This is a genomic window from Streptomyces sp. NBC_00083 (genome assembly GCF_026343295.1).
Taxonomy (GTDB): Bacteria; Actinomycetota; Actinomycetes; order Streptomycetales; family Streptomycetaceae; genus Streptomyces.
The window spans coordinates 2,752,565-2,771,212 of sequence record NZ_JAPELY010000001.1; the positions used below are offsets into that span (position 1 = coordinate 2,752,565).

Here is an 18,648-nt window from a genome sequence, read left to right on the forward strand (position 1 = left end):
CGGAGCGTCACCGAATGGGCCCCCTCTGACCTGCGAGAACCACACAAAGTGACGCCCGTCACTTCGGGTGATTATTTCGGCATGGTCCCCGCGGGGCCGGGCAGGGGCGCAGATGGCCCTGTCCCAGTACCGCATCGGAGGATCCGAACCATGCCCGAGCTTTTCATCGACGGCCAGTGGAGCGCCGCCGTCGACGGGCGGACCCGTGAGATCCGGTGTCCGGCCGACGGCACCCTCGTCGCCACCGTCGACGAGGCGGGACCCAAGGACACCGAGCGCGCCATCGCCGCGGCCCGAGCCGCCTTCGACCACGGACCGTGGCCGAGGACGGCCCCGGCCGAACGCGGTGCGCTGCTGCTGCGCGTCGCCGACCTGTTGGCGCGCGACAAGGAACTCCTCGCGCGCGCCGAGTCCCTGGACACCGGCAAGCGGATCGTCGAGTCCCGCTACGACATGGACGACATCGCCAACTGCTTCCGCTACTTCGCCACGCTCGTCGCCGCCGAGGGCGCGGGCCGCGTCGTCGACACCGGCAACCCCGTCGTCGACAGCCGTGTGGTGCACGAGCCGGTCGGCGTCTGCGGCCTGATCACGCCGTGGAACTACCCGCTGCTCCAGACGGCCTGGAAGGTCGCCCCCGCCATCGGCGCGGGCAACACCTTCGTCCTCAAGCCCAGCGAGCTGACCCCGCACACCGCGATCCACCTGATGAAGCTCCTGACGGAGGCGGGCCTTCCGGCGGGCGTCGCCAACCTGGTGCTCGGCGCCGGCGCCGAAGCGGGCGCGCCGCTCGCCGAGCACCCCGACGTCGACCTCGTCTCCTTCACCGGCGGCCTCGTGACCGGCCGGCGGATCATGGCCGCGGCCGCGCCGACCGTGAAGAAGACCGCGCTCGAACTCGGCGGCAAGAACCCCAATGTCGTCTTCGCCGACGTCGCGGCGAGCGAGGAGAGCTTCGACGCGGCCGTCGACAACGCGCTCACCGCGGTGTTCCTGCACTCCGGCCAGGTCTGCTCGGCCGGCACCCGGCTCCTGGTCGAGGACGGGCTGCACGACCGCTTCGTCGACGAGCTCGTGCGCCGCGCCCGACTGATCCGCCTCGGCGGCCCGTTCGACGAGCGCGCCGAGACCGGCCCGCTGATCTCCGCCGCCCACCGCGACAAGGTCGAGGCGTACGTGGCCGCCGGCATCGCCGAGGGCGCCGTGCTGCGCTGCGGCGGCGAGCGTCCCAACTCCGCTGATCTGGAAGGCGGTTACTACTACCCGCCGACCATCCTCGACGAGTGCCGGGCCGGCATGAGCGTGGTGACCGACGAGTCCTTCGGGCCCGTCCTGACCGTCGAGCGCTTCACCGACGAGGACCAGGCCGTACGGCTGGCCAACGACACCGTGTACGGCCTGGCCGGCGCGGTGTGGACCACCGACGAGGCGCGGGCCCGCCGCGTCGCGGCCGGGCTCCGGCTCGGCACCGTGTGGATCAACGACTTCCACCCGTACGTCCCGCAGGCCGAGTGGGGCGGCTACAAGCAGTCCGGGACCGGGCGCGAACTGGGCCCCGCGGGCCTGGCCGAGTACCAGGAGACCAAGCACATCTGGCGCAACACCGCCCCCGCACCCCAGGGGTGGTTCGCGAGCTGACCCGCTGAACCCCGGCCGGCCGTTCCCGCGGACGGCCGGCCACCGCACCGTGCCCCTCCTGAATCCCTGCCTACTTGGAGTCTGGTCATGAGCATGACGAAGGATGACGACGATCTGCGGGAGTTCGGTTACAGACCCGAACTCAAGCGCACCCTCGGCAACTTCCACACCTTCGCCGCCGGCATCAGCTACATCTCGATCCTCACCGGCACCTTCCAGCTGTTCTACTTCGGCTTCGGCTTCGGCGGCCCCGCCTACTGGTGGTCCTGGCCCCTGGTCTTCGTCGGCCAGTTGATGGTCGCCCTGTGCTTCGCCGAACTCGCCGCCAAGTACCCCGTGGCGGGCTCGGTCTACAACTGGGCCAAGAAGCTCGGCGGACCGCACGTCGGCTGGCTGGCCGGCTGGATGATGCTGATCGCCTCCATCGTGTCGATCGCCGCCGTGGCCCTCGCCTACCAGGCGACCCTGCCGCAGATATCCAAGGTCTTCCAGATCGTCGGCGACGGCACCGGCACCTACGACGTCGCCACCAACGCCGTCATCCTCGCCGCGGTCCTGATCCTCTTCACCACCCTGGTCAACGCGTTCGGCGTCAAGCTGATGGCCCGTATCAACACGGCCGGCGTCTTCCTCGAACTCGTCGCCACGGTCGTCCTGATCGTCCTGTTCGCGGTCCACGTCGTGCGCGGCCCGAGCGTCGTGCTCGACACCCACGGCCACGGCGGCAGCGGCGGCTTCGGCTACATGGGCGCCTTCCTCACCGCCGCCCTCGCCTCCGCCTACGTCATGTACGGCTTCGACACCGCGGCCTCGCTCGGCGAGGAGTCCGTCGACCCGTCCCGCAACGCGCCGCGCGCGATCCTGCGGGCCCTGCTCGCCTCGTTCGTGCTCGGCGGCCTGATCCTGATCCTCGCCCTGATGAGCGTCTCCAGCCTCGACGGCAAGGGCATCACCACCGACGGCCTCCAGTACGTGGTGCTCGACGTGCTCGGCGACACCGGCGGCAAGCTCATGCTCTGGTGCGTCCTGATCGCGGTCACCGTGTGCGCGCTCGCCGTGCACACCGCCGCCATCCGCCTCGCGTTCGCGATGTCCCGGGACAACAACCTGCCCGCCGCGTCCCTCATGGCGAAGGTCAGCCCGCGCTTCCAGACCCCGGTGCTGCCCGCCGTCGTCATCGGCGTCCTCGCCCTGGCGATCCTCCTGGTGAACATCCGCCAGCCGCAGATCTTCTCGGTGGTGACCAGCATCGGCATCATCATGATCTACGTCGCCTACCTGCTGGTCACCCTGCCCATGCTGGTCGCCCGGCTGCGCGGCAAGTGGACCCCGGCCGGCGACGGCAAGTTCTCGCTCGGCCGCTGGGGACTGCCGGTGAACATCGTCGGCGTGCTGTGGGGCGGGGCGATGACCATCAACCTGGCCTGGCCGCGCCCCGAGGTCTACAACGCCGCCGCGCCCTACCACTGGTACCTGCGCTGGGGCGCCTTCCTCTTCGTCGGAGCCGTCCTGCTCGGCGGCTTCGCCTACTACTGGTTCGTCCAGCGCCACAAGACCGGCGTCCTCGCGAGCCACGCCGCACCGGACAACGAAAGCGAGTCGCAGACCCATGCCCGTACAGCCCTCTGAAGCACCCGTCCCCGCCGAGGAGTTCGACTACGTCGTGGTCGGCGGCGGCACGGCGGGCAACGTGGTCGCGGCCCGCCTCAGCGAGGACCCCTCCGTCACCGTCTGCGTCCTGGAGGCAGGGCCCTCCGACGTCGGCGACGACAACGTCCTCAAGCTCGACCGCTGGATGGGCCTGCTCGAATCCGGCTACGACTGGGACTACCCGGTCGAGCCGCAGTCCCACGGCAACAGCTTCATGCGCCACGCCCGCGCCAAGGTGCTCGGCGGCTGCTCCTCGCACAACTCCTGCATCGCGTTCTGGGCGCCCGCCGAGGACCTCGACGCCTGGGAGGCGGCGGGCTGTTCGGGCTGGGGCGCGGCCGACATCTTCCCGCTCTACCAGCGGCTTGAGACCAACGACGCCCCCGGCGACCACCACGGCCGCAGCGGCCCGGTGAAGATCAGGAACGTCAAGTCGAACGACCCCTGCGGCGCCGCGCTGCTCGAAGCGTGTGCCCAACAGGGCATCCCCACCACGCAGTTCAACGACGCCAGGACCGTGGTCCGGGGCGCCAACTGGTTCCAGATCAATTCCGACGAGAACAACACCCGCCAGTCCTCCTCGGTGGCCTACCTCCACCCCGTCATGGACAAGCGGCCCAACCTCGTCGTGCGCACCGGGGTCCGCGCCAAGAAGCTCGTCATCGACGGCGACCGCCGCTGCACCGGCGCCGAGTACCTCGACCCGGACCTCATCCACACCCGTACCGTCACCGCGCGGCGCGAGGTCATCGTGTCGTGCGGCTCGATCGACACCCCCAAGCTGCTCATGCTGTCGGGCATCGGACCGGCCGCGCACCTGCGCGAGGTCGGTGTGGACGTCCTGGTCGACGCCCCCGGTGTCGGCGAGAACCTCCAGGACCACCCCGAGGGCGTCATCATGTGGGAGGCCAAGCAGCCCATGACGACGGCCTCCACCCAGTGGTGGGAGATCGGCATCTTCGCCGACACCGAACCGGGCCTCGCCCGCCCCGACCTGATGTTCCACTACGGCCAGGTGCCGTTCGACATGAACACCGCCCGCTACGGCTATCCGACCACCGAGAACGCGTTCTGCCTCACCCCCAACGTGACGCAGGCCAAGTCGCGCGGCACCGTCCGCCTGCGGACCCGCGACTACCGCGACAAGCCGATGGTCGACCCGCGCTACTTCACGCACGAGCACGACGAGCGGGTCATGACGTACGGGCTCAAGCTGGCCCGCGAGATCGCGGCGCAGCCCGCCCTGAGCGGCTGGGCCGGCGCCGAGCTGGCCCCGGGGCCCGACGTACGCACCGACGACGAGCTGCTCGACTACATCCGCAAGACCCACAACACCGTCTACCACCCCGCGTCCACCGTGAAGATGGGCGCCGACGACGACGTCATGGCGCCGGTCGACGCCCGGCTGCGGGTCAAGGGCATCGACGGGCTGCGGGTCTGCGACGGCTCGGTCATGCCGGAACTCGTCACGGTCAACCCGTGCATCACCACGATGGCGATCGGCGAGAAGTGCGCCGACCTGCTGAAGGCCGACGCGCGCTGACATCCCGCCGACCGGTTCCGGGCCCTCCCGCGCGGGGAGCCCGGGACCGGTCCTAGGACGGGGGTAGCAGCGGCCCGCACTCCCACTGCTGGAAGATCAGCCGGGTCTCCACCCGCGCCACCTCGGGCCGTGAGGTGAACTCGTCCAGGACGAGCCGCTGAAGGTCCGCGGTGTCCGCGACGGTCACATGCACCAGATAGTCGTCGGGCCCGGTCAGATGGAACAGCGAACGGGACTCCGGGAGCGCCCTGACCCGCTCCACGAACGGGCCGATCAGATCGCGCCGATGGGGACGCACCTGCACCGACAGGAGCGCCTGGAGGCCCCGCCCCAGCTTCGCCGGATCGACGCGCAGCTGATAGCCGAGGATCACCCCGCAGCGGCGCAGCCGCGCGACCCGGTCCAGGCAGGTCGAGGGCGCCACCCCCACCTCGGCGGCCAGATCGCGGTAGGTCGTGCGTGCATCGTTCTGCAGGAGCCGCAGAATGTGCAGATCCACCGGGTCAAGTACGACGGATTCGGCCATGGCCCGAACGTAACACGGAGTGTGGGGCCGGGGGCCCGGGGAGTGTTCACAGTGGCCCCATGGACGCCGACACCACACCCGTGGACGCCAGAGCCGTGGACACCCTCGCCGTGCACGCGGGCCGCGAAGACCTCGCCGGCCTCGGACTGCACGCCCCGCCGATCGACCTGTCCACCACCTACCCCTCGTACGACAGCAGGGGCGAGGCGGCCAGGATCGACGCCTTCGCCGCCACCGGCGAGGCCCCCGAGGGGCCGCCCGTCTACGGCCGGCTCGGCAACCCGACCGTCGCCCGCTTCGAGTCGGCGCTCGCCACCCTGGAGGGCACCGAGTCCGCCGTCGCCTTCGCCAGCGGCATGGCCGCGCTCTCCGCCGTCCTGCTCGCCCAGCACGCCACGGGCCGGCGCCACGTCGTCGCCGTACGCCCCCTGTACGGATGCAGCGACCACCTCCTGACCGCGGGGCTGCTCGGCACCGAGGTCACCTGGGCCGACCCGGAGGACGTCGCGGACGCGATCCGGCCCGACACCGCCCTCGTCATGGTGGAGAGCCCCGCCAACCCGACGCTCGCCGAGGTGGACCTGGAGGCGCTCGCCGATGCCTGCGGCGCGGTGCCGCTCCTCGTCGACAACACCTTCGCGACGCCGGTGCTCCAGCGCCCCGTCCGGAGCGGCGCCCGGCTCGTCCTGCACAGCGCGACCAAGTACCTCGGCGGGCACGGCGATGTCCTCGGGGGAGTCGTCGCCTGCGACGAGGCCTTCGCCCGCCGGCTGCGCCAGATCCGCTTCGCCACCGGCGGCGTCCTGCACCCGCTCGCCGGCTACCTGCTCCTGCGGGGCCTGTCGACCCTGCCGGTGCGCGTGCGGGCGGCCTCGGCGACCGCCGCCGAACTGGTGGCCCGCCTCGGCGCCGATCCGCGGGTGCTGCGCGTCCACTATCCGAAGGTGGGCGGCGCGATGGTGGCCTTCGAGACGCTCGCCGACCCGCACGAGGTGATCGCCCGGGTACGCCTGATCACGCCCGCGGTCAGCCTCGGCAGCGTCGACACCCTCATCCAGCACCCCGCCTCGATCAGCCACCGCATCGTGCCCGAGGACGACCGCACCGCCTCGGGCGTCAGCGAACAGCTGCTGCGCATGTCGGTGGGGCTCGAAGACGTCGAGGACCTGTGGCGCGATCTGGACCGGGCGCTGGGCGATTCGCTCGCAACACCCTTGCCCACCAAGGGAGTTCGGGTCCTGCACCCGGCGACGGAGGCGGAGTTCGCCGACGCGTGAGGGGCGCGGGCGCCCAGGGGGTCAGCCGCCGGTCTTGTTCCGGGTGAACTCGTCCTTGCCGAATCCGGCCCAACTGACCTCCAGCTTGGCACCGTTGAGCCTGGCCGTGCCCCGGGTGCGGCTGGTGTTCCCGTCCTTGCAGGTGAGATGCAGCGTCGCCGATCCGGCGGCGCTGCTCGTCGTTCCGCTGCACTGGTGCTCGCCGAGGACGGCCGCGTTCCCGCCCTTGATGACGAGGGCGACCGGCTTGTTCTGGGTCACCGCCACCCAGTTGCCGTCGAGAGCGGCGGCCGCGGGCGCGCCGGCGCCGGGCCGGGTGCTCGCCTTGCCGCCGGGCGCGGCCGAAGCGCCGGATCCGCCCGAAGTCGCTGCGGGCGGTGGGGTGTTCGTGGCCGGGGCCCGGCCCGGCGCGGTGGCCGACGGGCTGCCGGACGGCTTGTCCGACGCCTTGTCCGACGCCTTGTCCGAGCCGCCGCTGCTGCACCCCCCGGCGAGAAGGGCGGCGGCCAGCCCGAGGGAGGCGAGGCCGGTGGTACGCAAGAACCTGTGCACTGCTGATCGTCCCCTTGCTGCGCAATTTCCGGACGCGTCAAGCTATCAGCCGACGGTCGCGCGCACCCGGACTTCTTCTGTACCTGAACTCTTGACGGGCTCGCCGTGCCCTCCTAACTTCACACCTTGAAGAAAGGCGTGAACCCCACGCGTCGCCCAGGACGCCCTCGCGCACCACGTAACTCCTCCTGTACACCCCCCACTTACTCCGTGCATGCCGCGGTACTGGAGAGACGTATGAGAATTCCCGGCACCCCCGCAAGGCCCCCGCGCCACAGAGTCCGACCTGCCCGCCCCGCCCCGCTCCTCGCCCTGGGCGCCCTGCTCGCCTCCCTCGTCTCGGCGACCGCCCTCGCCCCCGCCGCGCAGGCCGCCGCCCTGCCCACGGGCTGGGTCACCGTGGCCGCGAGGAACAGCGGCAAGTGCGTCGACGCGGCCGCCGCGGGCACCGCCGACGGCACGGCCGTCCAGCAGTACGCCTGCAACGCGAGCGCCGCACAGCAGTGGCAGTTCCAGACGACGGGCGACGGATACGTCCGCGTCGCCAACCGCAACGACGCGAGCAAGGTGTGGGACGTCACCGACGTCTCCACCGCCGACTCCGCGCCGCTCCAGCTGTGGACGTACGGCGGCGGAGCCAACCAGCAGTGGCTCCCGGTCCAGGAGGCCGCGGGCACCTACCACTTCGTGAACCGCAACAGCGGCAAGTGCCTGGACGTGCCGAGCGCCTCGACCGCCGACGGCGCCCGCATGCAGCAGTACGCCTGCAACGGCAGCGCGGCCCAGTCCTTCGGCCTCGACGCGGCGGACGGTCCCCAACCCCCGGCCGGAACCCCGGACTTCGGGCCCAACGTCACGGTCTTCGACCCCTCCATGCCGGCCTCCACCATCCAGAACCGGCTCAACCAGGTCTTCGCCCAGCAGGAGAAGAACCAGTTCGGCGCGGAGCGCTACGCGCTGCTCTTCAAGCCCGGCACCTACAGCGCCGACGCCAACGTGGGCTTCTACACCCAGGTCGCGGGGCTCGGCCTCTCCCCGGACGATGTCACCATCAACGGCGCCGTGCACGCCGAGGCCGACTGGTTCCAGGGCAACGCCACCCAGAACTTCTGGCGCTCCGCGGAGAACCTCTCCGTCAACCCCACCGGCGGCAGCGACCGCTGGGCCGTCTCACAGGCCGCCCCCTACCGCCGCATGCACGTACGCGGCAACCTCCAGCTCGACGACGGCGGCTGGTCGAGCGGCGGCTTCATCGCCGACTCGAAGGTCGACGGACAGGTCCGCTCCGGGTCGCAGCAGCAGTGGCTCTCGCGCAACACCCAGTGGGGCAGCTGGTCCGGCTCCAACTGGAACATGGTCTTCGTCGGCGACGTCAACGCGCCCGCCACCACCTTCCCCAGCCCGCCCTACACCACGGTCGCCCAGTCACCCGTGACCCGTGAGAAGCCCTTCCTGTACGTGGACGGCGCGGGCGCCTACAAGGTGTTCGTGCCGGCCCTGCGGACCAACACCCAGGGCACGTCCTGGTCGGGCGGCAGCCAGAGCGGGAGCTCGCTCGGGATCGACACCTTCTTCATCGTGAAGCCCGGCGCCACCGCGACCGACATCAACCAGGCACTCGCCCAGGGCAAGAACCTCCTGTTCACGCCCGGTGTCTACCACCTCGACCAGACCCTGAACGTGAACCGGGCCGACACCGTGGTGCTCGGACTCGGACTCGCCACCCTGGTCCCCGACAACGGCATCACCGCGATGAACGTGGCCGACGTCGACGGGGTGAACCTCGCCGGACTGCTCATCGACGCCGGCACCACCAACTCCGCGACCCTGATGCGGATCGGGCAGAACGGGGCGAGCGCCCGGCACGGCGCGGACCCGGTCTCACTGCACGACGTGTTCTTCCGCATCGGCGGCGCGGGCGTCGGCAAGGCGACCCAGAGCCTCGTCGTCAACAGCTCCGACGTGATCGGCGACCACATGTGGCTGTGGCGCGCCGACCACGGCAGCGGCGTCGGCTGGACCAGCAACACCGCCGCCAACGGCCTGACCGTCAACGGCACGGACGTCACCCTGTACGGCCTGTTCGTGGAGCACTACCAGCAGCACCAGGTCGTCTGGAACGGCAACGGCGGCCGCACCTACTTCTTCCAGAACGAGATGCCCTACGACCCGCCGGGCCAGGGCTCCTGGATGAACGGCTCGACGCGCGGCTACGACGCCTACAAGGTCGCGCCGGGCGTGACCAGCCACGAGGCCTGGGGCCTCGGCAGCTACTGCTACTTCAGCGCCGACCCCTCCGTGGTGGCCGACCACGCCTTCGAGGCCCCCACCGCGCCCGGAGTCCGCTTCCACGACATGGTGACGGTCTCCCTCGGCGGCACCGGAACCATCAGCCATGTCATCAACTCCGAGGGAGGGCCGTCCAACTCGGCGAGCAACGTGGCCGACCTCGTCTCGGGTCCCTAGTCGATGTCGTGGCCTTCTGGCGCCGACGCCCGGGGCTGTGGTTGTCTCGGGGTCCGACGGCTGGGGGGTGTCACATGGATGTGGCAGGGAGCATGGCGTTATCCGCCGTACAGGTACTGACCAGCCTGGCCACGGGGGCGGCCACGGCGGCGGGGAACGAGGCGGGCCGGGCGGTGGGCGACCTCGTCCGGACGCGGCTGGGTACGTCCGAGGACGGCCGCGCCGCGCTGGACGGGGTCGCCGCCGACCCCGCGGACACGTCGGCTGCCGCCGGGTTGCAGGAGGCGATCCGGGAAGCGCTGGCCGCCGATCCCGAGTTCCGGACCCGCATGGCCGCAGCGCTGGCCGGTCCGCCGCCCAGCGCGCCACCCGCGCACACGGTCGGCCCGCAGTACACCGGCAGCATCGTCATCGGCGGCGGCAGCAAGGTACGGAACAGCCAGATCTCCCTGGGCCCGCTGACCATCACCAATACACGCGCCGCCCGCGTGTCCCTCACCGGGGCCGCCGCCCTGCTGGTCGCGCTGCTGGCCCTGGGCCTCTACGGAGGCGTGCAGTTGCTCACCGGCGACGACTCCCCGCACGCGACGGACATGCCGTCGTCCGACGCGAAATCCCCCGCGGCAACGCCTTCCGGCGCGACCTCCAGCACGTCGGATGCCGGCGCCCCGGCCGTGGGAGACGCGGCGAAGGTCCGGCAGATCCTCCCGGACGCGGCGAGCCTGCCGCAGGGATGGGCCGTCGCGAGCGGCTCGCCCACGACGCAACAGTGCCGCCGCGGCCGTGTCGGTATCTCGAAGGACCGGCAGCCCCACCAGGTCTGCGCCACGGGCTCGGTTCTCGACCTGCAGTCGGAATACGCCCCGGGTCCCGGTGCCGAGTACAGCAGGGTGAACGTCGAGGTCCTGGCCTACCCCTCGGTGGCCGCGGCCACCGAGGGGTTCGTGGGAGTGGAGGCCGAGAACGCCGACAGCAACGACGTGAAGCAGGTGAAGCAGGCGACTCTGCCGTCCTACGGGGACGAGTCATCGGCCGTCACCATGTCCGGCACCGTTCCCGGCAGTGATGCGCGCGTATCGCAGGGACTCTCGGTGGCCCGCTGCGGGAGCATCGTGGTGCGGGTCATCGTCTCCGACGACGACGGCGGCACCGCCGGCCTCGACGCGCTCGACGCCTTCACCCGGACGGTGACCGCCCGCGCGCAGCAGGTCCTGCACGACACGGCGCCCACCACCGCCGTAGCCCTGTGAAGGCCCCTCTTCCCGCGGGCTGCCCGGTGACCGGACCGGACCGCCTAGGGCCGGTCCGGCCGCGCGTCCAGCGTGATGCGCAGCGCCACGGTGCCGCTCGTGCCGCGCCGCACCCTGCTGCCCAGCAGGGTGAGCCGGCCGAGCACCCCGTACTTGCGGGCGAGCAGCGTCCGGCACGCGGCGGTCGTGGCGGCGTCGCAGATCTCCGCGGTCGCCGGGTGCGGTTCGCCGGTCGGATTGCCGCGCACATCGCACGGCGTGACCAGCACATCGGCCCGGTTGCGGATGCGTTTGACCTTCCAGGAGTCGGCGACCGTCCACACCATGAGGGTGTCACCGTCCCGGACCACCCATACCGGGGTGGGGACACCCGTGCCGTCCCTCTTGTACGTCGTGACGAGCAGGTACTTGCCGGCACTGAGCCGGTCCAGGACATCGGCACTCATGACGCCATCCCCAAGGTCGTGAAGCGGTGGAAGGGCTTTTGTAGCAGGTGAGGTCGCCTCCCGCGACACGGCGTGACCGGAAGGCGACTTGACCCCCTCGCGCCCCGGTGATCCCCCAGCGCCACGCTCCGCGCACTGCGACCATGGCGGGGACCCCTTTCGCGATGACAGGAGCGGACCCTTGGCGACCAGCTCGGACCGGCCGACCGGCCCCACCGACCAGTTCACGCCCTCCGTGCTGAACCAGCTGCTGTACGGCCACATCCACTCGGCCGCGGTGCGGGCGGTGGCCGAGCACCGCATCGCCGACCGGCTCGCCGACGGGCCCCGCACGGCGGAGCGGCTCGCCGCCGACGGCGGCCTGGACGCCGGGATGCTCCGGCGGGTCCTGCGGCTGCTCGCGATGCACGGGCTGTTCACCCAGGACGCGGAGGGCGCCTTCGGCCTCACCGAGGCGGGCCGGGCGCTGCGTACCGACGTGCGGGGCTCGCAGCACACGGCGGCCCTGCTGCTCACGGACGAGATGTTCCGGCGGGCCGCCGACGGCATCCCGGACGCCGTGCGGACCGGCAAGACGTCCTTCGAAGCCGCCTACCACGTCTCGTTCTTCGACCACCTGGCCGTCTCGCCCGAGCAGCGCGAGCTCTTCGACTCGGGGATGGCCTCGATGTCCCGCCGCACCGACGACCTCGTCGTGGAGAGCTATCCCTTCCCCGCCGCCGGAACCGTGATCGACGTGGGCGGTGGCCGCGGCGGGTTCCTGCACACCGTGCTGTGCAGCCAACCGGCCCTCACCGGGGTCCTGTTCGACCTCCCCGACACGGTGTCCGACCACCTCCTGGACACCGAGGAGGTGAGGGGACGCTGGAGCGTGCGCGGCGGCGACTTCTTCTCGGAGGTGCCCCGAGGGGGCGACCTCTACCTGCTCAAGCGCATCCTGCACGACTGGAGCGACGAGGAGTGCCTGCGCATCCTGGCGTCGATCCGCAGGGCGGCGGCGCCGGGCGCGCGGCTCCTCGTGGTCGACTCGGTGCTGCCGGACAACGGAGATCCGCATCCCGCGGTGGAGCTGGACATCGTGATGATGATGCTGGTGACCGGGAGGGAGCGTACGGCCAAGGAGTTCGAGGAGCTGTTCACCCGGTCCGGGTTCCGGCTGAACCGGGTCCTGGCCACCCCGTCGCTGCCCTCGATCCTGGAGGCCGAAGCCGTGTGACGGGCCCCGGCCGCGTCACCGTCGTCACTGGCTCGCCACCAGATCGCGGAGGAACAGAGCGACGAGCGAGGCGACGGCGAGGATGACGATCCAGGAGGCGATGCCGGTGTGCCGGCCGGTGCGCGCGGCCTTCCCGGGGCGCCGGGCGGGCCGCGCGCCGCGCACCCCGTCGGCGCGGGGCGCCGTGCCCGCGGCGGTGTCGGCGAGCAACCTGCGGCAGATCAGGGCGAGTTCACCGGTGCCGAGGGTGAGACTGGCCACCGCTTCGGAGCGGGCCGGGGCGGTGGTGCCCCCGTGGAGGATCCGGCCCGCGCGGATCAGCACCTGGTCCTTGCCGCCGGTGGGGGAGAGGCTGATCCACCGCTCCACATGGGCCCCGCGGATGACCACGCCGCCCGACCGTTCGCGGTACAGGGTGTGCTCCCGCCACAGCAGACCGGCCAACTCCCCTGCGGTGTCCCGCAGTTGTGCGCTCACGCCACCCCCCCACATCCCCATGTGTTCGAACAAGATTCGCACTGTAGCGGGAGGGGCGGGTGGTGCGCCAACCGGTCTCATTCACCCGGCGGGCTCGACTTCGAGGTAGTGGTGGCGGCGCGGCCCGCGGTAGGCGAGAGCCACCCATCCGAGCGGCCGCAGCGCGGTGGCGCACCGTTGGAGCGACTCGTTCGCCGCGTACTCGGCGCCGCTGCCGGGCGGCCCGAGCCACTCCACGCGGACGCTCCCGGGCCGCTCGGCGGCGCCGACGCGGTAGCCCGTGGCGCCACGGACTCCCGCGCCGTCGACGGCGGACGGCTCGATCCCCGCGGCCTCCAGGGCGATGGCGACCGCCCGCACCGGCTGGAGCCGCTCCCACGGGGCCGGGACCGTGGTGCCGGGCCCGCCCATCACCCGGCGGATGCGCAGCAGCCCGTCGAAGGCGGCCCCGACGGCGGCCTCACGGTCCGCGCCGGATACGGCGGGGCCGTCGCCCGTGGCCGGTTCGAACGGTCCGCTCGTCGCGCCCTCGGCCATCGTCCACCTCCCTGACCGTTCAGCATGCCGATGGTTGCCCCGTCGTGTCGAGCGCGGGGGCGGGCGGTCACCGGCCGCCGGAGACCCGCAGGATCGCGCCGGTGGTGTACGAGGAGTCGGGCGAGAGGAGCCAGGCGACGGCGGCGGCGATCTCGGACGCCTCGCCGGCGCGGCCCAGCGGGATCGCGGCCGCGGCCCGTGCCGGGCGCCCCGGGTCGCCCATCGTGGCGTGCATGTCCGTGTCGATGATGCCCGGCGCGACCGCGTTGACCCGGATGCCGTCCGGGCCGAGCTCCTTGGACAGGCCGATCGTCAGGGCGTCGGTGGCCGCCTTCGACGCGGCGTAGTGCACGTAGTCGCCGGGGCTGCCCAGGGTGGCCGCGGCGGAGGAGATGTTGACGATGGCGCCGCCGCCGAGCGCGGCCATGTCGCGTGCGGCCCGGCGGCAGCACAGGAGGTAGCCGAGGACGTTGACGTCCATCACCCGGCGCAGGTCCTCGGTGCGGGCTTCGGTGAGACGGCCGAGCGGTCCGGTGACCCCGGCGTTGTTGACCAGCCCGCTCACCGCGCCGAGTTCGGCGCCCGCGGCGTCGAAGAGCCGCTCCACGTCGGCCTCTTGAGAGGTGTCGCACCGCACCGTGATACAGCGGGCCCCGGTCTCGCGCACCGTCTCGGCGACCTCGTGCGCGGCGTCGTCGTTGCTGAGGTACCCGAGGGCGATGTCGTGCCCGTCGGCCGCGAGCCGGACGCAGGACGCCGCCCCGATGCCCCTGCTGCCCCCTGTGACGATGGTGACCGGACGTGCCACGTGCTGCCTCCCGCGCTGGTCGATGCCGTTGATCTTGTGACCTCATGTCCTACCGCACGGCCGGCGGGGAGGGGCGGGGCGCCCCCCCCGCAAGGGTCACTCCCCGGCGCAGACCGGCCCGTCGCCGCCGGCCGCCGACGGCGCCTGCGCGGCGTCGAGCCCCTCGGTCAGGGTGGCGAGCAGGGTGCGCAGGGTCTGGAAGTCCTCCGGGGGGAGATCGACGGCGTCGGCGATGCGGTGCGGCACGGAGCGGGCGCGTGCGCGGAGCGCCGTGCCCTGTGCGGTGAGGCGGATGGTGACCGAGCGCTCGTCGGTCCGGCTGCGGTGCCGTTCGACGAGGCCCGCCGATTCGAGGCGCTTGAGCAGCGGCGACAGGGTGCCCGAGTCGAGCCGCAGCTTCTCGCCGATGCGCTTGACGGTCAGCTCGCCGTGCTCCCAGAGCGTCAGCATCACCAGGTACTGCGGATAGGTCAGACCCAGGTCCTTCAGGAGCGTGCGGTAGACGCCGTTGAAGGCGCGCGACGCCGCGTGCAGCGAGAAGCAGAGCTGGAGGTCGAGCCGCAGATAGTCCTCGTCGTGCGGGCGGGCGGGGGGCTTGGTCACCATGCGCCCAGGCTAACACCGCGCGATTCAGTTGTGCACAACTTAATTGTGTGCAACAGTTGGTTCCGGGCAGCCGAGGCTTCCCCGTACGGAGCGCACCGACTCCGTACGGACGGACACGAGAGGAACCGATTCCCATGGACGCGCTCTACACCGCGGTGGCCACCGCCAACGGCCGTGAGGGCCGCACCGTCAGCTCCGACGGTCAGCTCGACCTTCCGCTCGCCTTCCCGCCCGCCCTCGGCGGCAACGGGCAGGGCACCAACCCCGAGCAGCTCTTCGCCGCCGGATACGCGGCCTGTTTCGCCAGCGCCATGGGCTCCGTCGCCCGTCAGCTGAAGCTCGACGTCAAGGACGTCTCGGTGACCGCCGAGGTCGGGATCGGCAAGGACCCCGCCGACGGCGGCTTCGGCATCGGCGTCGTCATGCGCGTCGAGCTCCCCGAGCACCTGGACGGGGAGAGCGGCGCCAAGCTGGTCGAGCTCACCCACGCGGCCTGCCCCTACTCGAAGGCGACCCGCGGCAACATCCCGTTCGAGATCGTCATCGAGTAGCGGACCCGGGTGCCACGGTTCACGCATGCTCGGCCAGCAGGCCGCGGTACCACGCCAGGGTGGCGTCGAGGGTGTCGCCCATCGCCACGGGCTCGACGGCGAACGCGGCCTCGAAGGCGCCCGAGTGCATGATCTGCGGCTCGGTGTGCTGGTAGAACATCTCGGCGTACGCGTCCACGAAGACCTGGTCGAACGGCCCGAAGGGGCGCAGCTCGTCGAGCGTGACGATCTTCAGCGGGCCGCCGACGCGGTCCTCGATCATCCCGAGCACCTCGCGGGTGGTGAGGGTGGGCGCGGTGGGCAGGTGCCAGACACGGCCGTCGCCCCGCGGGCTCTCGCCGAGCGTGGCGAGGCCGGCGGCCACCGCGCGGATGTCGGTGAAGCTGTGCGGCAGATCGATGTCGCCGAGGGTCAGCACCTCGCCGCCGGTCAGCGCCGCGGGGAAGACGGCCCCGCCGAGGGTGGAGTTGAGGACCCCGGGCCCGACGAAGTCGGCGGACCGCCCGAGCACCACACGGGCGCGGCCCTCGCGGTGTGCGGCGAGGTACTTCTCGTCCAGCTCCGCGCGCATCCTGCCCTTGAGGGTGGTGGCGCGCCACGGCGAGTCCTCGGTCATGACGTCGCCGTGGGTCTCGCCGTACGGGTAGAGCGTGTCGAGGACGACCAGGCGCGCCCCCTCGGCCTCCACGGCGCTCAGTACGGCCTCCTGGATCCGGGGCATCACGTCGACCTGGAGGTGGTAGGCGACGTTCACACAGTGGTAGACGACCCCCGCTCCCGCGACGGCCGCCGCGGCCCCTTCGGGGGTGCCGACGTCGCCCTTGACGCGGTCGACGCCGGTGATGGCGGCCCCTGTGCCCGACCGGTCGACGAGGCGGACCGGGTGGCCGCGGTGGGCGAGTTCGGTGGCGAGCGTCGTGCCGGCCGGACCCGCGCCGAGGACCACATGCAGGGTGCTGTCGTTGTGCGTCATGGAGGTGCCCTTCGTCGGCCGGAACGCCTTCGCGCCCGGCGTTGTTATGTGCCGTGCCGTTAGTTAGAGACTGTAACGCTAGCTAACAGCTCACGCAAGGGCTGTCGGTTCTGCCGCCGGGACGCTGCGCAGCGCGGCGAGCCGCGACCCGGCGCCCGCCGCCCGGACACGACGAAGGGCGGCGAGCTCATGCCCGCCGCCCAACTCGTCGTCGTCGCCGCCCACTTCGCCGGAAGCGGACGGCCCGTCTCACCCCGCGGGCGCCGCCGGAGGTGTCGCGGCGTCACCCTTCGCGGCCGCCCGCGACGAGAGCGGCGCCGCGATGTCCTCGAGGGACTTGCCCTCCGCGTCGACCGCGAGGAACGCGGCCACCACACCGGCCGCCGTCATCAGGGCGGCGCCGATGCTGAACGCGAGGACGGCGTCACCCACCACACCGCTGGACGTCAGCGCCGAGAAGACCAGCGGGCCCGAGATGCCGCCCGCCGCCGTCCCGATGGCGTAGAAGAAGGCGATCGCCATCGCCCGCGTCTCCATCGGGAAGATCTCGCTCACCGTCAGATACGCCGAACTGGCACCCGCCGACGCGAAGAACAGCACCACGCACCAGCACACCGTCATGGTGGTCGCGTCGAGCCACCCCTGCCCGAAGAGCCACGCGGTGACGAAGAGCAGCAGACCCGAGAGCACATACGTCCCGGCGATCATCCTGCGCCGGCCGACCGTGTCGAAGAGTTTGCCCAGGAAGAGCGGGCCCAGGAAGTTGCCGAAGGCGATCACGGCGAAGAAGTAGCCGGTGGTCCCGCTCGACACGTCGAAGAACTTCACCAGGATCGAGCTGAACCCGAACGTGATCGCGTTGTACAGGAACGCCTGCCCGATGAAGAGGGAGAAGCCCAGCACGGCACGCTTGGGGTACGCGCGGAACAGGGTCCGGGCGATCTCCAGGAAGCCCACGCTGGTGCGCTGCTCGATGGTGATGGAACTCCCCGGCTCCGGCAGCCGTTCGCCCTTCTCCTCCTCCACCGTGTGCTCGACCTCGTCGAGCAGCTCCTCCGCACCCTCCTCGCGGCCGTGGATGAACATCCACCGCGGGCTCTCGGGCACGTGTCGGCGCACCAGCAGGATCACCAGGCCGAGGACCACCCCCAGGGCGAAGGTGAGCCGCCAGCCGATGTTCTTCGGCAGGATGTCCGTGTTGAGGGCGAGGACCGAGAGCAGCGCCCCGCCCATCGCGCCCAGCCAGTAGCTCCCGTTGATGATGAGGTCCACCCGGCCTCGGTACTTGCTCGGGATCAGCTCGTCGATGGCCGAGTTGATGGCCGCGTACTCACCGCCGATGCCGAAGCCCGTGAGGAAGCGGAACAGGAAGAACCACCACGCGGTGAAGGACAGCGCGGTCATCGCGGTCGCGGCGAGATACACCGCCAGGGTGACGAGGAACAGCTTCTTGCGGCCGAACCGGTCGGTCAGCCAGCCGAAGAACAGCGCCCCGCAGCAGGCGCCCGCCACATACAGCGCGGCGCCCAAGCCGGTGACCTGGGCGTCCGTGATGGCGAGGCCGCTGCCGTCCTCGGAGAGCCGGCTCGCGATGTTCCCGACGACGGTGACTTCGAGGCCGTCCAGGATCCACACGGTGCCGAGGCCGATCACGATCATCCAGTGCCAGCGCGACCAGGGGAGCCGGTCGAGCCTGGCCGGCACGGAGGTCGTGATGGTTCGTGGCTCCGGCCCGGGGCCCTGCACCGTACCGCTCATGAACTGCCTCCTGCCGCCGCGATCCGAACCGCATCTGCCGGACGCGAGTACCCCGGCGCGCACCCCTCATACTCCCCGCGGGCGCCGCCCCCGTCGGGGACGCGCGCCCGGCCGGAGCTCGCGTGGCCGCCTACGGCGTCTCGCGCAGGTACAGCGCCCCGCACGTGTGGCAGAACGGGTGGGCGCGGTCGGTTCCCCACGCGTCCTCGGACTGTTCCTGCGCGCCCTCGACCAGCTCGCGTCCGCACATGGTCTGTTCCTCTGCGCCGCGGACCATGTGCCATTCCTTGAGCACGCCGTCGGGAAGCGGTTCGGCAACGATGCGATGGCGCACGGGTGACTCCTCTGCGGACTCGGCCCGCGTCCCTCGGACG

At 71.6% G+C, this 18,648-nt stretch carries 18 protein-coding genes; 8 read left to right on the forward strand and 10 right to left on the reverse strand.

Annotated elements, in window-relative coordinates:
• Positions 1-150 precede the first annotated feature (150 nt).
• The 3 genes from OOJ98_RS12195 to OOJ98_RS12205 all read left to right on the forward strand — a co-directional run bounded on the left by OOJ98_RS12195 (position 151) and on the right by OOJ98_RS12205 (position 4,831).
• Entirely contained in the window at positions 151-1,638 is a 1,488-nt protein-coding gene (locus tag OOJ98_RS12195; protein WP_267054661.1) for an aldehyde dehydrogenase family protein, read from the forward strand.
• An 87-nt stretch (positions 1,639-1,725) separates the two neighbouring features.
• On the forward strand, positions 1,726-3,267 hold the full coding sequence (locus OOJ98_RS12200; protein WP_267054662.1) for an APC family permease: 1,542 nt from the start codon (positions 1,726-1,728) through the stop codon (positions 3,265-3,267).
• Positions 3,248-4,831 (forward strand): GMC family oxidoreductase, encoded by a 1,584-nt coding sequence (locus tag OOJ98_RS12205; RefSeq protein WP_267054663.1) that lies wholly within the window; start codon positions 3,248-3,250, stop codon positions 4,829-4,831. The genes OOJ98_RS12200 and OOJ98_RS12205 overlap by 20 nt, the downstream gene beginning before the upstream one ends.
• A 52-nt stretch (positions 4,832-4,883) precedes the next feature.
• On the opposite strand, the gene OOJ98_RS12210 is transcribed toward OOJ98_RS12205, so the two are convergent.
• Positions 4,884-5,357 (reverse strand): Lrp/AsnC family transcriptional regulator, encoded by a 474-nt coding sequence (locus OOJ98_RS12210; RefSeq protein ID WP_267054664.1) that lies wholly within the window; start codon positions 5,355-5,357, stop codon positions 4,884-4,886.
• Positions 5,358-5,416: 59 nt separating this feature from the next.
• Between OOJ98_RS12210 and OOJ98_RS12215 the strand changes: the two genes are divergently transcribed.
• Positions 5,417-6,634, forward strand: coding sequence for a PLP-dependent aspartate aminotransferase family protein (locus tag OOJ98_RS12215; RefSeq protein WP_267054665.1), 1,218 nt, complete (start codon positions 5,417-5,419; stop codon positions 6,632-6,634).
• A 21-nt stretch (positions 6,635-6,655) separates the two neighbouring features.
• Here the strand turns inward: OOJ98_RS12215 and OOJ98_RS12220 are convergent, their stop codons facing one another.
• Complete coding sequence (locus OOJ98_RS12220; protein ID WP_267054666.1) at positions 6,656-7,186, reverse strand: hypothetical protein; 531 nt, start codon at positions 7,184-7,186, stop codon at positions 6,656-6,658.
• 237 nt (positions 7,187-7,423) lie between these two features.
• On the opposite strand from OOJ98_RS12220, the gene OOJ98_RS12225 reads away from it, so the two are divergent.
• Together OOJ98_RS12225 and OOJ98_RS12230 are read left to right on the forward strand one after the other, a co-directional pair.
• Positions 7,424-9,652 (forward strand): RICIN domain-containing protein, encoded by a 2,229-nt coding sequence (locus tag OOJ98_RS12225; protein ID WP_267054667.1) that lies wholly within the window; start codon positions 7,424-7,426, stop codon positions 9,650-9,652.
• Positions 9,653-9,744: 92 nt separating this feature from the next.
• On the forward strand, positions 9,745-10,902 hold the full coding sequence (locus OOJ98_RS12230) for a hypothetical protein (protein ID WP_267054668.1): 1,158 nt from the start codon (positions 9,745-9,747) through the stop codon (positions 10,900-10,902).
• A 44-nt stretch (positions 10,903-10,946) separates the two neighbouring features.
• Here OOJ98_RS12230 and OOJ98_RS12235 read toward each other — a convergent pair whose 3' ends face one another.
• Positions 10,947-11,348 (reverse strand): PPOX class F420-dependent oxidoreductase, encoded by a 402-nt coding sequence (locus tag OOJ98_RS12235; RefSeq protein WP_267054669.1) that lies wholly within the window; start codon positions 11,346-11,348, stop codon positions 10,947-10,949.
• A 181-nt stretch (positions 11,349-11,529) separates the two neighbouring features.
• Between OOJ98_RS12235 and OOJ98_RS12240 the strand changes: the two genes are divergently transcribed.
• The gene (locus tag OOJ98_RS12240; protein WP_267054670.1) at positions 11,530-12,564 is read left to right on the forward strand and encodes a methyltransferase; all 1,035 of its coding nucleotides are present in this window, start codon (positions 11,530-11,532) and stop codon (positions 12,562-12,564) included.
• Positions 12,565-12,588: 24 nt separating this feature from the next.
• On the opposite strand, the gene OOJ98_RS12245 is transcribed toward OOJ98_RS12240, so the two are convergent.
• The 4 genes from OOJ98_RS12245 to OOJ98_RS12260 all read right to left on the reverse strand — a co-directional run bounded on the left by OOJ98_RS12245 (position 12,589) and on the right by OOJ98_RS12260 (position 14,992).
• Complete coding sequence (locus OOJ98_RS12245) at positions 12,589-13,056, reverse strand: hypothetical protein (protein ID WP_267055616.1); 468 nt, start codon at positions 13,054-13,056, stop codon at positions 12,589-12,591.
• A 66-nt stretch (positions 13,057-13,122) separates the two neighbouring features.
• Positions 13,123-13,578 (reverse strand): hypothetical protein, encoded by a 456-nt coding sequence (locus tag OOJ98_RS12250; protein ID WP_267054671.1) that lies wholly within the window; start codon positions 13,576-13,578, stop codon positions 13,123-13,125.
• A gap of 67 nt (positions 13,579-13,645) precedes the next feature.
• A complete protein-coding gene (locus tag OOJ98_RS12255) occupies positions 13,646-14,386 on the reverse strand; it encodes an SDR family NAD(P)-dependent oxidoreductase (RefSeq protein WP_267054672.1) in 741 nt (246 codons plus the stop codon).
• A 96-nt stretch (positions 14,387-14,482) separates the two neighbouring features.
• Positions 14,483-14,992, reverse strand: coding sequence for a MarR family winged helix-turn-helix transcriptional regulator (locus tag OOJ98_RS12260; protein WP_267054673.1), 510 nt, complete (start codon positions 14,990-14,992; stop codon positions 14,483-14,485).
• Between the two features lie 134 nt (positions 14,993-15,126).
• Between OOJ98_RS12260 and OOJ98_RS12265 the strand changes: the two genes are divergently transcribed.
• The gene (locus OOJ98_RS12265; protein WP_267054674.1) at positions 15,127-15,543 is read left to right on the forward strand and encodes an organic hydroperoxide resistance protein; all 417 of its coding nucleotides are present in this window, start codon (positions 15,127-15,129) and stop codon (positions 15,541-15,543) included.
• Positions 15,544-15,562: 19 nt separating this feature from the next.
• Here OOJ98_RS12265 and OOJ98_RS12270 read toward each other — a convergent pair whose 3' ends face one another.
• From OOJ98_RS12270 to OOJ98_RS12280, 3 genes are all read right to left on the reverse strand, one after another.
• On the reverse strand, positions 15,563-16,516 hold the full coding sequence (locus tag OOJ98_RS12270) for an NAD-dependent epimerase/dehydratase family protein (protein WP_267054675.1): 954 nt from the start codon (positions 16,514-16,516) through the stop codon (positions 15,563-15,565).
• Positions 16,517-16,765: 249 nt separating this feature from the next.
• Positions 16,766-18,274: an MFS transporter gene (locus tag OOJ98_RS12275; protein WP_267054676.1), complete on the reverse strand. Its 1,509-nt coding sequence runs from the start codon at positions 18,272-18,274 to the stop codon at positions 16,766-16,768.
• Positions 18,275-18,404: 130 nt separating this feature from the next.
• Positions 18,405-18,608 (reverse strand): hypothetical protein, encoded by a 204-nt coding sequence (locus OOJ98_RS12280; RefSeq protein WP_267055659.1) that lies wholly within the window; start codon positions 18,606-18,608, stop codon positions 18,405-18,407.
• Between the last annotated feature and the right edge of the window lie 40 nt (positions 18,609-18,648).

What these genes read in the sequence shown, in the direction of transcription:
- OOJ98_RS12195 (WP_267054661.1), top strand. Translation starts at nt 151, where the DNA reads ATGCCCGAGCTTTTCATCGACGGCCAGTGGAGCGCCGCCGTCGACGGG.
- OOJ98_RS12200 (WP_267054662.1), top strand. Translation starts at nt 1,726, where the DNA reads ATGAGCATGACGAAGGATGACGACGATCTGCGGGAGTTCGGTTACAGA.
- OOJ98_RS12205 (WP_267054663.1), top strand. Translation starts at nt 3,248, where the DNA reads ATGCCCGTACAGCCCTCTGAAGCACCCGTCCCCGCCGAGGAGTTCGAC.
- OOJ98_RS12210 (WP_267054664.1), bottom strand. Translation starts at nt 5,357, where the DNA reads ATGGCCGAATCCGTCGTACTTGACCCGGTGGATCTGCACATTCTGCGG.
- OOJ98_RS12215 (WP_267054665.1), top strand. Translation starts at nt 5,417, where the DNA reads ATGGACGCCGACACCACACCCGTGGACGCCAGAGCCGTGGACACCCTC.
- OOJ98_RS12225 (WP_267054667.1), top strand. Translation starts at nt 7,424, where the DNA reads ATGAGAATTCCCGGCACCCCCGCAAGGCCCCCGCGCCACAGAGTCCGA.
- OOJ98_RS12230 (WP_267054668.1), top strand. Translation starts at nt 9,745, where the DNA reads ATGGCGTTATCCGCCGTACAGGTACTGACCAGCCTGGCCACGGGGGCG.
- OOJ98_RS12235 (WP_267054669.1), bottom strand. Translation starts at nt 11,348, where the DNA reads ATGAGTGCCGATGTCCTGGACCGGCTCAGTGCCGGCAAGTACCTGCTC.
- OOJ98_RS12245 (WP_267055616.1), bottom strand. Translation starts at nt 13,056, where the DNA reads ATGTGGGGGGGTGGCGTGAGCGCACAACTGCGGGACACCGCAGGGGAG.
- OOJ98_RS12250 (WP_267054671.1), bottom strand. Translation starts at nt 13,578, where the DNA reads ATGGCCGAGGGCGCGACGAGCGGACCGTTCGAACCGGCCACGGGCGAC.
- OOJ98_RS12260 (WP_267054673.1), bottom strand. Translation starts at nt 14,992, where the DNA reads ATGGTGACCAAGCCCCCCGCCCGCCCGCACGACGAGGACTATCTGCGG.
- OOJ98_RS12265 (WP_267054674.1), top strand. Translation starts at nt 15,127, where the DNA reads ATGGACGCGCTCTACACCGCGGTGGCCACCGCCAACGGCCGTGAGGGC.
- OOJ98_RS12270 (WP_267054675.1), bottom strand. Translation starts at nt 16,516, where the DNA reads ATGACGCACAACGACAGCACCCTGCATGTGGTCCTCGGCGCGGGTCCG.
- OOJ98_RS12275 (WP_267054676.1), bottom strand. Translation starts at nt 18,274, where the DNA reads ATGAGCGGTACGGTGCAGGGCCCCGGGCCGGAGCCACGAACCATCACG.